The sequence below is a fragment of the Burkholderia sp. Ac-20384 genome, from assembly GCF_017104605.1.
Taxonomy (GTDB): domain Bacteria; phylum Pseudomonadota; class Gammaproteobacteria; order Burkholderiales; family Burkholderiaceae; genus Burkholderia; species Burkholderia lata.
The window spans coordinates 21838-34426 of sequence record NZ_JAAGPE010000034.1 but is presented as its reverse complement, the minus strand read 5'-3'; the positions used below and the strand labels follow the sequence as shown (position 1 = coordinate 34426).

General features: G+C 63.6%; 14 protein-coding genes. 6 read left to right on the top strand and 8 right to left on the bottom strand.

What is annotated here, in order from left to right:
• Positions 1–313: 313 nt before the first annotated feature.
• The 6 genes from G3O00_RS09405 (at position 314) to G3O00_RS09380 (ending at position 5497) form a co-directional block, all read left to right on the top strand.
• Positions 314–1129, top strand: coding sequence for an AraC family transcriptional regulator (locus G3O00_RS09405; RefSeq protein WP_174929199.1), 816 nt, complete (start codon positions 314–316; stop codon positions 1127–1129).
• Positions 1130–1262: 133 nt separating this feature from the next.
• A complete protein-coding gene (locus tag G3O00_RS09400; protein WP_174929198.1) occupies positions 1263–2111 on the top strand; it encodes a hypothetical protein in 849 nt (282 codons plus the stop codon).
• Between the two features lie 22 nt (positions 2112–2133).
• A complete protein-coding gene (locus G3O00_RS09395; protein WP_206142801.1) occupies positions 2134–3384 on the top strand; it encodes an MFS transporter in 1251 nt (416 codons plus the stop codon).
• A 115-nt stretch (positions 3385–3499) separates the two neighbouring features.
• Positions 3500–3646 carry a hypothetical protein gene (locus G3O00_RS09390; RefSeq protein WP_174929196.1) on the top strand — a complete coding sequence of 49 codons (147 nt, stop codon included), beginning with the start codon at positions 3500–3502 and terminating at the stop codon, positions 3644–3646.
• A gap of 228 nt (positions 3647–3874) precedes the next feature.
• The gene (locus tag G3O00_RS09385; protein ID WP_174929195.1) at positions 3875–4204 is read left to right on the top strand and encodes an H-NS histone family protein; all 330 of its coding nucleotides are present in this window, start codon (positions 3875–3877) and stop codon (positions 4202–4204) included.
• A gap of 342 nt (positions 4205–4546) precedes the next feature.
• On the top strand, positions 4547–5497 hold the full coding sequence (locus tag G3O00_RS09380; protein ID WP_206142800.1) for a hypothetical protein: 951 nt from the start codon (positions 4547–4549) through the stop codon (positions 5495–5497).
• 448 nt (positions 5498–5945) lie between these two features.
• Here the strand turns inward: G3O00_RS09380 and G3O00_RS09375 are convergent, their stop codons facing one another.
• The 8 genes from G3O00_RS09375 to G3O00_RS09340 all read right to left on the bottom strand — a co-directional run bounded on the left by G3O00_RS09375 (position 5946) and on the right by G3O00_RS09340 (position 12388).
• Positions 5946–6266 (bottom strand): high-potential iron-sulfur protein, encoded by a 321-nt coding sequence (locus tag G3O00_RS09375; protein ID WP_011350044.1) that lies wholly within the window; start codon positions 6264–6266, stop codon positions 5946–5948.
• A gap of 169 nt (positions 6267–6435) precedes the next feature.
• The gene (locus tag G3O00_RS09370; RefSeq protein ID WP_174929194.1) at positions 6436–6777 is read right to left on the bottom strand and encodes a cytochrome C oxidase subunit IV family protein; all 342 of its coding nucleotides are present in this window, start codon (positions 6775–6777) and stop codon (positions 6436–6438) included.
• Positions 6778–6785: 8 nt separating this feature from the next.
• Positions 6786–7505: a heme-copper oxidase subunit III family protein gene (locus G3O00_RS09365; RefSeq protein WP_174929193.1), complete on the bottom strand. Its 720-nt coding sequence runs from the start codon at positions 7503–7505 to the stop codon at positions 6786–6788.
• Complete coding sequence (locus tag G3O00_RS09360) at positions 7502–8113, bottom strand: cytochrome c oxidase subunit 3 (protein ID WP_206142799.1); 612 nt, start codon at positions 8111–8113, stop codon at positions 7502–7504. The genes G3O00_RS09365 and G3O00_RS09360 overlap by 4 nt, the downstream gene beginning before the upstream one ends.
• Positions 8110–9870 (bottom strand): cytochrome c oxidase subunit I, encoded by a 1761-nt coding sequence (gene ctaD / locus G3O00_RS09355; protein WP_206142798.1) that lies wholly within the window; start codon positions 9868–9870, stop codon positions 8110–8112. The genes G3O00_RS09360 and ctaD overlap by 4 nt, the downstream gene beginning before the upstream one ends.
• Positions 9867–11042, bottom strand: coding sequence for a c-type cytochrome (locus G3O00_RS09350; RefSeq protein ID WP_206142797.1), 1176 nt, complete (start codon positions 11040–11042; stop codon positions 9867–9869). The genes ctaD and G3O00_RS09350 overlap by 4 nt, the downstream gene beginning before the upstream one ends.
• Before the next feature lie 104 nt (positions 11043–11146).
• The gene (locus tag G3O00_RS09345) at positions 11147–11662 is read right to left on the bottom strand and encodes a hypothetical protein (protein WP_174929190.1); all 516 of its coding nucleotides are present in this window, start codon (positions 11660–11662) and stop codon (positions 11147–11149) included.
• A gap of 216 nt (positions 11663–11878) precedes the next feature.
• Positions 11879–12388, bottom strand: a complete 510-nt coding sequence (locus tag G3O00_RS09340; protein ID WP_011350051.1) for a hypothetical protein — start codon at positions 12386–12388, stop codon at positions 11879–11881.
• Positions 12389–12589: the final 201 nt, after the last annotated feature.

The following is a 12589-nucleotide window of genomic DNA, read 5'->3' as shown; positions in this document are numbered from 1 at the left end:
AGATTCCCCTGTGCGGAAAGGCCCTGTCCCCCTGGTCGTGGATGTGAAGGTGCGCATGCTTCAACCATGCGACGTTGTATCGCCTTCGCGACACTCGCTTTGTACAGTCGCTCGACCCAGTCGGAATGCCGTGCTTCGCTGCTCCCGACCGCATCCGATACCGTTTCCCGGTTGTCCCCGTACCTGGCTTCCTATTTCCATCCTTCGGATTTCCCGTTACGCCCCCGTATCCGAAGTCTTCTAGATCCACCTGCAGCTCCCTTTCCCGCTTTCGTCCTACACTTCACCTGTTCCTTTTAACCGCAGCGTTGCAATGAACATCGATTTCGACGTCGTCTGCGACAATCAAGGCCATTATTCCAATGGCCCGCATGCCCACTCGTACGACATGCTGTTCGTACCGCTCGACGGCATCTTTTCGGTGTCGTCGCCGCGCCAGGCGCGCGGCGATGTCCTGGCGAGCGGAAGCCTCTGGTTCGTTCCCGAGCGGCACATCCATCACGTATCCGCGACACCCGGACAGCGCCATCTCTGCTACTACCTGAATATCGACAACCTGATGCCGCAGGTCAACGCAGATCTGCGCTCGCCCAGACAACAGTCGGAGAAATGGGGAACGTCGCTGCTCCTCGCCGATCTGCTGCGCGTGCGTGCGCATCTCGCCCGAAAATCCGGCCCGCTTCTCGGCCCGTACGAACTCGACCTGCTCATCCTGCAGGAAGCCGGTCGCATCATGACCTCCGTCCTGCCGTCGCGCTCGCGCGAGCCGGCGGACATCGTGCGCGAGGTCAGGATTCATATCGGCGAGCACCTCGACGGCGACCTGTCCTGCGCGACGCTCGCGCGTCAGTTCGGCACATCCGAACGCACGCTGTCGAGATGGTTCCATGCCGAACAGGGTCAGTCGATCGGCCAGTACGTACTCGATACCCGCCTCGCAGAAGCGAAACGGCTACTCTTCTCGACCACGTTGCCGGTGGTCGACATCCAGAACACCGTGGGCTTCGCGTCGGCCCCTCATTTCGCCTATTCGATGCGCAAGGCATTCGGCCTCTCGCCGCGACATCTCCGGCGCCGGGGCGCGGCCGAGCGGCAGGAAATCGACAGTCCTGACCTGCCATCGACATAACGCATCGACACGCCCCCTTACGCTCATCAGGCTGACGCGCGCGGCTCGACCGCCGCGCGTCGCACAAGCGGAGCCGCACGCGTCCATCCGCGCTCCGTCGCCCACTGATAGCGAGTGTTAGGAGGCTTAGCGAATGAGCAACATGAGCAAGATCGCCGGCGTCGAGATCGCGCTGGTGACCAATCCCGAAGTACGAAACGCGCTATACGAAGCGTACGAGCAGGCATCCGACGCGACGGCGGTCATCGAATCGTTCTTCGATGAATTCACGGCGCGCGCGTGGAACGAAACCGCACGCTGCATCTTCTTCAAGAACTGGCGCAGCCCCGGGACGGGCGCGGCAAGCTTCTGCGCGCTGACGTTCCGGCTGCTAGGCACCGCGGAGCAGACGGAATCGGCGACGCATCGTGACGTGCTCTATCGTTGCGCGACGCGCCTGTCGGAGGTGTCGCACGAAGATGTCGGTATCGGCGGCGTCGACCATCAGCAACTCTACGACGACTTCGCCAACCGTCTCGCGGGTACGGACGCGTGGAAACTCGACCGCTACGCGATCCATGGACTCAAGGAAGTCATCCCGGCATCGCGGCGCTATCGCCAGAACGGTGAAGATCTCGGCAGGGCCATGCTGATCTCGCTGCCGGAGGAGCTGTACAACCACGCGGAATTCACGTTTGCCGCGTCACGCTTTTCCCGCTGGCACCGCGATGTGCTGAAGCGTCCGGACGACACGTGGAAGCAGGATCTCGCCTTCATCCACGATCATCTCGGCGAAACGGAGCGCGGGCATTTCGCATCGCTCGTCCAGGGATTCGACGACTTCTGCTCGGCGACCGAATTCGTGCCGGACTGGTCGCTCCTGCGGCAATCGAGCATCGACCTGCTGAACGACATGGCCCGCTACTACCGCAAATTGTCGAACCATCTGCACGATGCCGAGGCCGGCCGCCTCGCGAGCCCGCGTCAACCTGAATTCGCATGAGCCTTGCAACGGAGTTGTCCGGTTGAAGTCAGCAGACTATCGGTGGTACGTGCTCGGCGTATCGACACTGACGCAACTGACCGCGGCGCTCGTGAGTCAGGGAATCGGTGTGTGGGGCACGTTCGCGCAGAAGACGTTCGGACTTTCGCTCGGCCAGATCGGTGGCCTCGCGACGTTCTCGAACGTCGTCCCCATTCTCGGGCTCGCGCTCGTCGGGCGCGTGCTGGATCAATACGGCGAGCGCTGGCCCGTCGTCCTCGGCCTGGCGATATTGAGCGTCGCGATGACGCTCGTGGCGCTGTCCTCCGGCTACGCGGGGCTCGTTGCCGGCATGCTGATGATCGGCGTCGGCTACAGCCCGGTTCAGCCAGGCGGCAGCCGGGCGATCTATCACTGGTTTCCGCCCGGCGAGCGCGGCCTCGCGATGGGCGTCAGGCAGGCTGCGCTACCGCTTGGCGGCGCACTGGCGGCGGTGTTCTTTCCCGCCCTGCTCATCCACACGGACTGGACGCGCGCGATGCTCGGCGCGAGCATCGTGCTCGCGGCATCCGCCATCGTGTACGGCGCCGTTTTCCGGAATTCACCGCGGCACGCGCAGCGTGCGTCCGCGTCCGCGCTGGATGGCCTGAAGCACCATCTCCGCGACGCCGGATTCCGGCGCATCTCCGTGGTCGGTGCCGTGCTCGTCGGCGCGCAGACCGCGATCTCGATCTTCTGGGCGATCTTCGCGCAGCGTCGTTTCGGCTATTCACCGACCGATGCCGCGTGGGTGTTGTTCATCGTCCAGTTGAGCGGCTCGGCAGGCCGGATCGTGTTGTCGGCGATCAGCGACCGCATCGCCGACGGCAAGCGCCGGTTCGTCACGCTGTGCCTCGGCATCACGCCCGTTGCGCTGGTCGCCGCGGCATCGCTGCCCGCGCATTCGGCGACGTGGGTCGTCGTCACGTTCTCCGCGCTGGTCGGCGTGTGCTGTTTCGGCTGGTACGGCCCGTGGGTGGTCTGGCTGTCGGACAGCGCGGAGGACGGGCAGGTCGGTGAAGTGCTCGGTGCTGCGATGGCCATCAACCAGATCGCGATTGCATCCGTTCCCGCGATTTTCGGTTTCGTCTCCGACATCGTGTCCGCCCCTGCACTGCCCTGGTACTGCATCTCCGGTCTGCTCGGCCTCGCTTTCGCATGGACGCTTCGGGCTTCGTCGAAGGAGCGCGGCGCATCGCCTGCCGGCGGCGGCACTGATCGCCGGGATGCGAGGAAGTACCAGCCTTTGCGGTGACGCGGCCCGGATGGAGCGACACGCGAACGTAGGTCGCTCGCGCATGCGGATGGCTGACGATCGATGTTGCCGAGTGCTTGTGTTCCTGTTTGAAAGCGATCTCAGGAGACAGAGAATGAAAGGGACGAAGATCGAGACGTTCAAGGACCATTGGTACCCGATCGCCTATCAATGTCTCGGTGGCCTGCTGGCGTTGTTGGCGACAGCGGGCGTTATTTTCACGCTCAGGCTCGCGATCCAGTCGGTGACGCCTTTCGGTTAAGGCGCGTCTCGCGATTTCAGGACGAGCGACCGGTAACGGCGGAAGCACTGCGTCGCGCGAACGCGCGACCGGATGCGGAGCGCGCGCGCCTCGCACATCGAGCCGATCATGGCCTGTCTGCGTGGTGACAATAACAAGCCGGCACGGCTGTTCGATCCGGCGTTCGACGTGCGAGACATACGGAATGAACGCACGACACTACCTTGAGACAAGGCGCGGAACAGACAAATGGAAACCTTGACCCTTCAGGCACTGCAACGCGAACTGGGAGAGATCGATCTTCTGTTGACTCAGGCGAAGGTGACGGAAAAGAAAGCGGCTCTGGCAGCCTTCAAGGAGCAGGTCGCGCTGTACGGAATCACCCAGCAGGAAGTCTTGTCGGCGCTGGGCTACGTGCCGACGAAGCCGAAGCGAGCAGCGGCGAAGTACTACGATCCGTCGTCGGGTCGCAGTTGGTCAGGCCTCGGCCCGCGGCCGAAATGGCTGGACGGCAAGGCTCTCGCCGACTACGCGATCGATAGCACGCCACTGCCGTTGTGGCCTGGCGATGATTCGTGAAGGAGGGGCTTGCGCCTGGTGGGAACGAGGACTGAATGTTTCGCGGATCTCCATCCCGACTACCGCCCTGCCGAACATCGCATTCCACCATCGTGGCCGCCTTCACGGATGATCCTCCAACGCGGTCGTATCCATCATGCGTTAGCCTCTTCAGCAGCTTCGCTTGGTCGCCGGACAGACTGTTCTCGTCGACGTCGAATCGGTAGTTCACCTCGCAACGCTTCGCGCCTGGCCGGCTAAAGGTTTGCCCGAGATCGTCGTATACCGGGCAAAGGGTGGCAATCCGGTCTCGGCCCTATTCGAACGAAATCCGAATAGTCAAAAAATAATCAAGGTGGAAGCATGGGGATCATCAAAGGCTCGCTCAAGTTGGTAGGCAATGTGGTGACTCTGGGCGGCGTGTCGCGCCTGGAAGATGCACAGAAGGCTTACCAGGAAAGCTTCAACGCGTACCAGAATGCATACAAAGAGGCCAAGTCGGCGGAATCCGAGATTCACGCCAATGTGAATGCCATCGGCATGGCGCTCGAAAAGGCCAAAAAGTCATTGGACAAGGGTGAAGCCGTTCTGAACGGAAGTCTGCGAGCCAAGACGGAATGGATTGGCAATATCGAGGCCACTACGTCTACGTTGTCGCAGATCGCCAAATTTCAGAAAGAGTACGGTTCTGTCTCGTCTATTGGCGCGGGCGTGGTGACTGGCAGTACGATGGCGATCGGCTCCTGGGCACTCGTTTCTACGTTCGGCGCGGCTTCGACGGGGGCCGCCATCGCTGAATTGTCAGGCGTTGCTGCGACGAATGCCACGCTAGCGTGGTTCGGTGGTGGTTCCCTGGCCGCGGGTGGCGCCGGTATGTCCGGAGGGGCGTTCGTTTTGGGCGGCCTCGTTGCTCTTCCGCTTGTATTCGTTGCCGCCAAGGGCACGCACCGGAAGGCCAAAGAAGTCGAGGACGAAACAGTCAAGGTCGAGGAAGCCAAGGTAACGCTACGAGATCAAATCGATGCGATGGCGGAAGTGCTGCCGCTGGTTCAGTCGAAAAGGCGTGATGCCGATGAAACATGCGAGGCATTTGCAAAGGAGACTGCACGACTGCGCAAGATCATTCGTCCCTGGGGCCTGCTCAGTCTTCTCAAGCAGAAGATCTACAGCTGGTTCGGCAAGAATCCATTCTCCGAACGGCAGAAAGTCGCGATACTCAGCCTTGATTCGACGATTTCATCATTCCTCGTTTGGTTTAGGGGTAGCAGCGCCGAGTTGACGACGCCCGCCATGGTGGAACTTCTCGCGAATTGACGAGCACGCGAGCGTACGCGTCCCGCTAAACCCGGGCTGGATTGGGTGAGTGCTGCGTCGGCAAAGCACGGAAAAATACGCAAACCGCATGCAGAAGAGCGTCACCGCCATTGCCGATCTTCTGAGCGGTGCTGCACATGGGAAATGAGACGAATTCGTACCGACGTTGAATGGCTGTCTCGCCTCAACGCGACGGGCCGAGAGGGAGCGATCAGCGACCTTTGTTGCGATCCAGCGTCCCCGCTCTTGGTGCTGGAGATAGTTCCACGTAACGTGAGCCGGACCACGAGTCGTTTCAACTTGCGCGAACCGCAGGTTCACACCTGAATGAGCCGTGGAGCCGCAAAGCCCCGCACTGCCAAACCTCATGGTTCGACGTTGAGTGAACCCGGCACCGGCGCGGCGCTGAATGAGCAAGACCGTGGCTCGCCAGGCCATTCCTCCCTCGCTACGCCTTTTTCGTATAAGTGTTGCACCAGCCTTTCGCATTGACCTGCTTGCCGCCGAAAATCGCGCACGGCCCCGTCGTCGCGCCGGCCTTGCCCTGGAAGAACTGGCAATTTGCACAGGCCTCGCCCGCCTGGAATTTCGGGTACTTCGCATGGTCGACCCGGCTGGCGTCCGTCTTGTAGCCGAGCGCCTGCGCGTTTGCATCGGTTTCCTGCACGACACCGGCACCGGCATCTGCTGCCGCCGCGCGGCGGCCAACGGCGAGCGCAGAGGCGAGAACGGTGGTGACGGCAATAAAACGTCGACGTGAAAATTTCATAGGGTCCTCCCTTCAGGTTTGCGTGAACGGATGTCCGCGACGCGTCGTTCCCCGACGACGTGGCGCCGACCGCTCCAACACAGCGTCCGTCGATGGCGCACGTATCGCACGCATCGCGCCTATCGCGATGTGCAGCCCCCATCGCACCAACACACAACCGGCAAACGCATCAGCGAAAGAACAGCTCCCGCATCCCGAACGTGTGATGCGCTTCCGCCGCCATCAACACCATGAGCACGAGCAGGGTCAGCGGCGGTATCAGGATCGCGTACACCAGCGCCAGCCGCTCCCACATCATGTGCATGAAGATCGACACGATCAGCCCGGCCTTCGCGATCATCAGCACGACGATCAGCACCCAGCGCATCACGCCCTGCACGTTGAAGTAGTCGACCAGATACGAGAACGTGCTCAGCACGAACAGCAGGCCCCAGATCTTCAGGTAGAGGCCGATCGGATGCTGTTGGCCGTGCGCGGCGTCGGGTCGATCGGCGGGATCGGTGTGTTCCATGGCCAGCCTCACCACAAATAGAACAGCGCGAAGATGAACACCCACACCAGGTCGACGAAGTGCCAGTACAGGCCGGCAATCTCGACGATCTGGAAGTTGCCGTGTTCGGTGAACCCCGGCTGCAGGATCTTGCGCGCGATCAGCAACAGGTAGATCACGCCGCAGGTCACGTGAAAGCCGTGGAACCCGGTGATCGTGAAAAAGCACGCGCCGAACTGCGCCGCGCCCAGCGGGTTGCCCCACGGGCGAATTCCTTCTCGGAAGATCAGGTTGCTCCATTCGAACGCCTGCAGCGACAGGAAAGTCGCGCCCAGCAGTGCGGTCGCCAGCAACAGCGCGGCGGCGGGCCGTGCGTTGCGCCGGTAGCCGAAGTTGACGGCCATCGCCATCGTGCCGCTGCTGCTGATCAGCGTGAACGTCATGATCGCAATCAGCAGCAACGGCACTTCCACGCCGCCCACGCTGAGCCCGAACACCTTCGCGGTATCGGGCCACGGCGCCGTGGTCGACATGCGCACCGTCATGTAGCCGATCAGGAAGCTGCTGAAGACGAAGGTGTCCGACAGCAGGAAGATCCACATCATCGCCTTGCCCCACGGCACCCTGAAGGCTTCGCGGTCGGACGACCAGTCCGTGACGATGCCGCGCCACCCATCGGGGCGCGCGTCGGCGGTCAAAGCCGCGGGCGATTCGGCAGCGGATTCGGTGCGGGCCGTGGGCGCGGTCATGGCGCGGCTCCATATAGCGGCCCGCAGAGGGCCGCGACGATCCCAGGGGTCAGCCACCACATCGCCGCCAGCAGCACGAGCCAGACCGCGAGCAGGAAATGCCAGTAGAGCGCGCACAGCGTGATGGCGTGACGGGCCCGGAACGGGTTCGCGCGCCGGAGCTGCGCGATCGTCACGGCCCACGCCACCAGCCCGCCGAGCACATGCACTCCGTGCAGACCGGTGAGCAGGTAGAGGAAGCTGTTGGACGGATTGACGGTGACGGTCTCCCCGGCCGCCGACAGCATGTGCCACGCAGTCAGTTGCCCGATCACGAACACGGCCGCCAGCACGCCGCCGCTCACCAGCCATGCCGTGCGATGCATGGTGAGTTGCCGGGCACGCTGCATCGCGAGGCTGGCCAGCGCCAGCGCGCCGGTGTTCCACCACAGCAGCGCCGGATGCGGGATCGGCTGCCAGTCGGATTCGCGCATGCGCATCGCATAGGCGAGCAGCAGCAGCGAAAACAGCATCGTGGCAACCGCCATGAAAACGACCAGGCCGGTGCGGCCCGCATTCGACAAGCCGGATGGTGCGTCGGGAACGAAGGGGCGCGGCAGCGTGGTCATTTGTGTGCCTCGCCGGGGTGCAGCGTCGGATGGGGCGCTTCAGGTTCGGGCGTCGTCGCGGGCGGCTGGTTCTGCGGCACGAAGTCTTCCTCCTGCCCCGGCGGACTGTATTCGTACGCCCAGCGATAGACGACGGGGAGCGTCGGCCCCCAGTTGCCGTGCACGGGCGGCGTTTGCGGCGTCTGCCATTCGAGCGTAGTGGCCCGCCACGGGTTGCCGTCCGCACGCCTGCCGTGCCTGAGGCTCCATGCGAGGTTGAACAGGAACAGCAACTGCGCCGCCGCGACGATCAGCGCGATGATCGTGATGAACGTGTTGAGCGTCTGCGCCGAATGCGGAATGAAGCTGTAGCCCTGATACGCGTAATACCGCCGCGGCATGCCGAGGATGCCGAGATAGTGCATCGGGAAGTAGATCGCATAGGTACCGACGAACGTGATCCAGAAGTGCGCGCGCCCGAGCGTGTCGTCGAGCATGCGGCCCGTCACCTTCGGGTACCAGTGATAGAGGCCGCCGAACACCACGAGGATCGGCGACACGGCCATCACCATATGGAAGTGCGCGACCACGAAATACGTATTCGACAGCGGAATGTCCACGCTCACGTTGCCGAGGTAGAGCCCGGTCAGCCCGCCCAGCACGAAGGTGCTGATGAAGCCGATGGCGAACAGCATCGGCACGGTCAGGTGGATATCGCCGCGCCACAGCGTCAGCACCCAGTTGTAGACCTTGAGGGCGGTCGGGACGGCGATGATGAGCGTCGTGGTGGCGAAGAAGAAGCCGAAGTACGGATTCATGCCGGCGATGAACATGTGGTGCGCCCAGACCACGAAGCTCAGCGCGCCGATGATGACGATCGCCCACACCATCATCCGGTAGCCGAAGATGCTCTTGCGCGCGTGCGTGCTGATGAGATCCGACGCGATACCGAAGGCCGGCAGCGCGACGATATAGACCTCCGGATGCCCGAAGAACCAGAACAGGTGCTGGAACAGCAGCGGGCTGCCGCCGGCATGCTTGAGCGTCTGCCCCATCGACACCACGGCCGGAATGAAGAAGCTGGTGCCGAGCGTCCGGTCGAACAGCATCATCACCGCCGACACGAACAGCGCCGGAAACGCCAGCAGCGCCATGATGGTCGCGATGAAGATGCCCCACACCGTAAGCGGCATGCGCATCAGCGTCATGCCGCGCGTGCGTGCCTGCAGCGTGGTGGTCACGTAGTTCAGTCCGCCCATCGTGGCCGCGACGATGAAGATCGCCAGCGACACGAGCATCAGCACGATGCCCCATTCCACGCCTGGCGTGCCCGGCAGGATCGCCTGCGGCGGATACAGCGTCCAGCCCGCGCCGGTCGGTCCGCCCGGCACGAAGAAGCTCGACACCAGCACCAGCACGGCCAGCAGGTAGACCCAGTAGCTCAGCATGTTGAGAAACGGGAACACCATGTCGCGCGCGCCGAGCATCAGCGGGATCAGGTAGTTGCCGAAGCCGCCCAGGAACAGCGCCGTCAGCAGGTAGATCACCATGATCATTCCGTGCATGGTGACGAACTGGTAGTAGTGGTTCGCGTCGATGAAAGCGAACTTGCCCGGAAAGCCGAGCTGCAGCCGCATCAGGTCCGACAAGACGAGGCCGACCAGGCCGATCGCAATGGCCGTCAGCGCGTACTGCACGGCGATGACCTTGTGGTCCTGGCTCCACACATAGCGGGTCCAGAAGCTGTGCGGGACGTGGTCGGTGTGCGCGTAGGTCATGGCGTCTGCTTCGTCTGCCCCGCTACGGGCTGGGCCGCGGTGCTGGCGGGCGGCGCGCCTTGCGCCTTGATATACGCCACCAGCGCGGTCAGTTCCTGCTCGCTCAGGTCGAAGTGCGGCATGATCGGCGAGAAGCCCTTCACGACGCGCGCCGTCGGATTGCGGATGAACGCGCGCAGATAGGCTTCGTCTACCTTTGCGGTGCTGCCGTCGGCCATCGTTTCGGTCTTGCCGTACAAGCCCTTCCAGGTCGGGCCCACGAGCGGGCTGCCGTCCACGGTATGACAGGCGACGCAGCCCTTGGCCGCCGCGAGCGTCTTGCCCAGGTTGGCCAGCGCCTGCGCGCTGCCGCCGGCAGCGGCCGGTGCGGCCTGCACGTGGGCCATCTGCTGCTGCGCGAACGTGGTCTGCTGCGCCAGCCAGCGCGAGAACGCGGCTTCGTCTTCCACCACCACCACGCCGCGCATCCCGGAGTGCCCGATCCCGCAGAGCTGCGCGCACAGGATGTCGTAGCGCCCTGCCTTGGTCGGCGTGAACCAGAAGGTAGTCACCATGCCGGGCACCATGTTCATCCGCGCGCGGAACGGCGGCACGTAGAAGTCGTGCAGCACGTCGCGCGACCGTGTCAGGACCTGGATCGGCCGGTTGAGCGGCAGGTGTACCTCGGGGCTTTCGATCAGGTAGTTGTCACGGCCGTTGGGGTCGGCGGGATTCAGGCCGAACGGGTTGTCGTTGCTGATGTAGCGCACGTCGGTCGTGCCCAGCTTGCCGCCGGGGCCGGCGAAGCGGAAGCGCCATTGCCATTGCTGGCCGAGCACTTCCATCTGCAGCACGTTGCGCGGCGGCCGGATGTAGTCCGCGTAGACGAACAGGCCCGGCGCCAGCAATGCTGCCACGCCGACGACGGTCAGGCCGATCAGCCACCATTCCAGTTTGCGGTTGTGCGGCTCGTAGGCCGCACGATGCCCGCTGCGGTGGCGATAGCGCACCAGTGCGACCACGATGAACAGGTTGATGGCGATGAAGAATGCGCCGGTGATGACGAGCGTGATCGTCAGCATGTCGTCCATGCGCACCCAGTTCGACGCGATCGGCGTGATCCACCACGGACTGGCAAAGTGAAACCCCACCGCCAACACGATGATCAGGACCAGGGCAATCGCAAGGGCCATAGGCCGCCTCGCTGCATGTCACTCACCGGAGCCGCCGACACCAGGTTCCGTGTCTCCCGCGGGCGCCGCGTGGTCAGGCTCCGCGCGGCGGGAAACGCGATGTGTCAGTCGTCCGCGTTCTGCTTGCGCAATCGCTCCAGCCTGCCGTAGGTGATGGCCGCCACCACGCCGAACAACAGGTTGGCGAGCAAAGGCCCGGAACCCCGCTCGGAGACGAACCACGGGAACACGGCCGTCATCACGTAGAAGTTCCATCCATACGCGACGATCCCGAACGCCAGCCCGATGGCGGCTTCCATGCCCAGGCTCGAATCGAGGCGGAAAGGCGCCATGATCGCGGCGAGCATCATCCCCATGATCGCGCCGAGCACGTAGTGCAGCAGCAGCGCCATCGCCACGATCTCGAGGTTGAATTGCGTCATCTGGCCGAGCGCGCTGCGGCCCATCACCATCGCCGCGATCTTGTGGGTCGGTTGCCACGGGCTCGAGCCGAGCACGAGGGTCGACCAGACGAATTCCAGCGCGATCACCAGCGCACCGCCCGCGAGACCGGCCACGGCAGCGGCGACCCAGTCGGGCGTACGACGCTCCCAATGGTGAGATTGAATGTGCAGTTCCATACGACCTCCTTGCCGACGGTTCGATGTCGGCGCTTCGGTTCCGAAGGCGTCACGCGGGTCGGGCCTGCGTCTCTTGCGCGATTCGGAATGGCGAGCAGGGTTGCCTGTGCAACGTGCGAACGACCCGCTCCGCGCGCGGCTCGCGGTCGCGGCCGAGCGCTCGACGACACGCGTCGATGAACGCAGGGATCGGGCAGGCCGGCTTGCTGTCGCGCGTCAGGGGAAGATCGGTGACGTAGGTTCGGCGCCTTCCAGGTCCGCTTTCGGAAAATGCTGGGCGACCATCTCTTCGATTTCCTGCTCTCGCAATGCCGGCACGTCGGCCATGATCAGGATCTGGCCTTCCTGGATGGCCTCGCGAAATCGCTGGAGTCGCGCGTTCGGCTCCGCGATGCCGATCATCGCGGCGGTCCACGCCCCGAAACCCGCTCCGGCCAACGTCAACCCGACGACGGCGCCGCCCGCGATCACGAGCTCCGCCGGCGGAAATACCAGCGCGACGAGGCCGATCAGCGCACCGGCCGCGCCGCCGAGCGCGACGCCGCGCTCGAGCGCATGCACGACATCGCTGCTTTGCAGCAACGATGCTTCGGGCAACTGATCGAGTGTGACGCTGTGGTCGGCGAGAACGTGGATATGGCGCCAGATGATGCGTGCGCGCAATAGATCGTCGACGATGGCCTTCGCCATCTGCGTATCGGGTACGAGGAAATAAAGGCGTCTCATAATGGCACCCCTTTTCTTGCCATCAACTCGTCCTCAAGGGACTGTTTTATATTCTAGGTCAGCAACGGCGACACGCTAGGTGCGCGCGGGCCAGCGCTGGGCTCGCATGCGTGTATTCAGCACGCTTCGCAGGTGTGGCTGGAGAGAGGGGGGATCGTCGATCACGGTCGGTCGATGCGGGAGCCCGTGGCATTCGCCCCC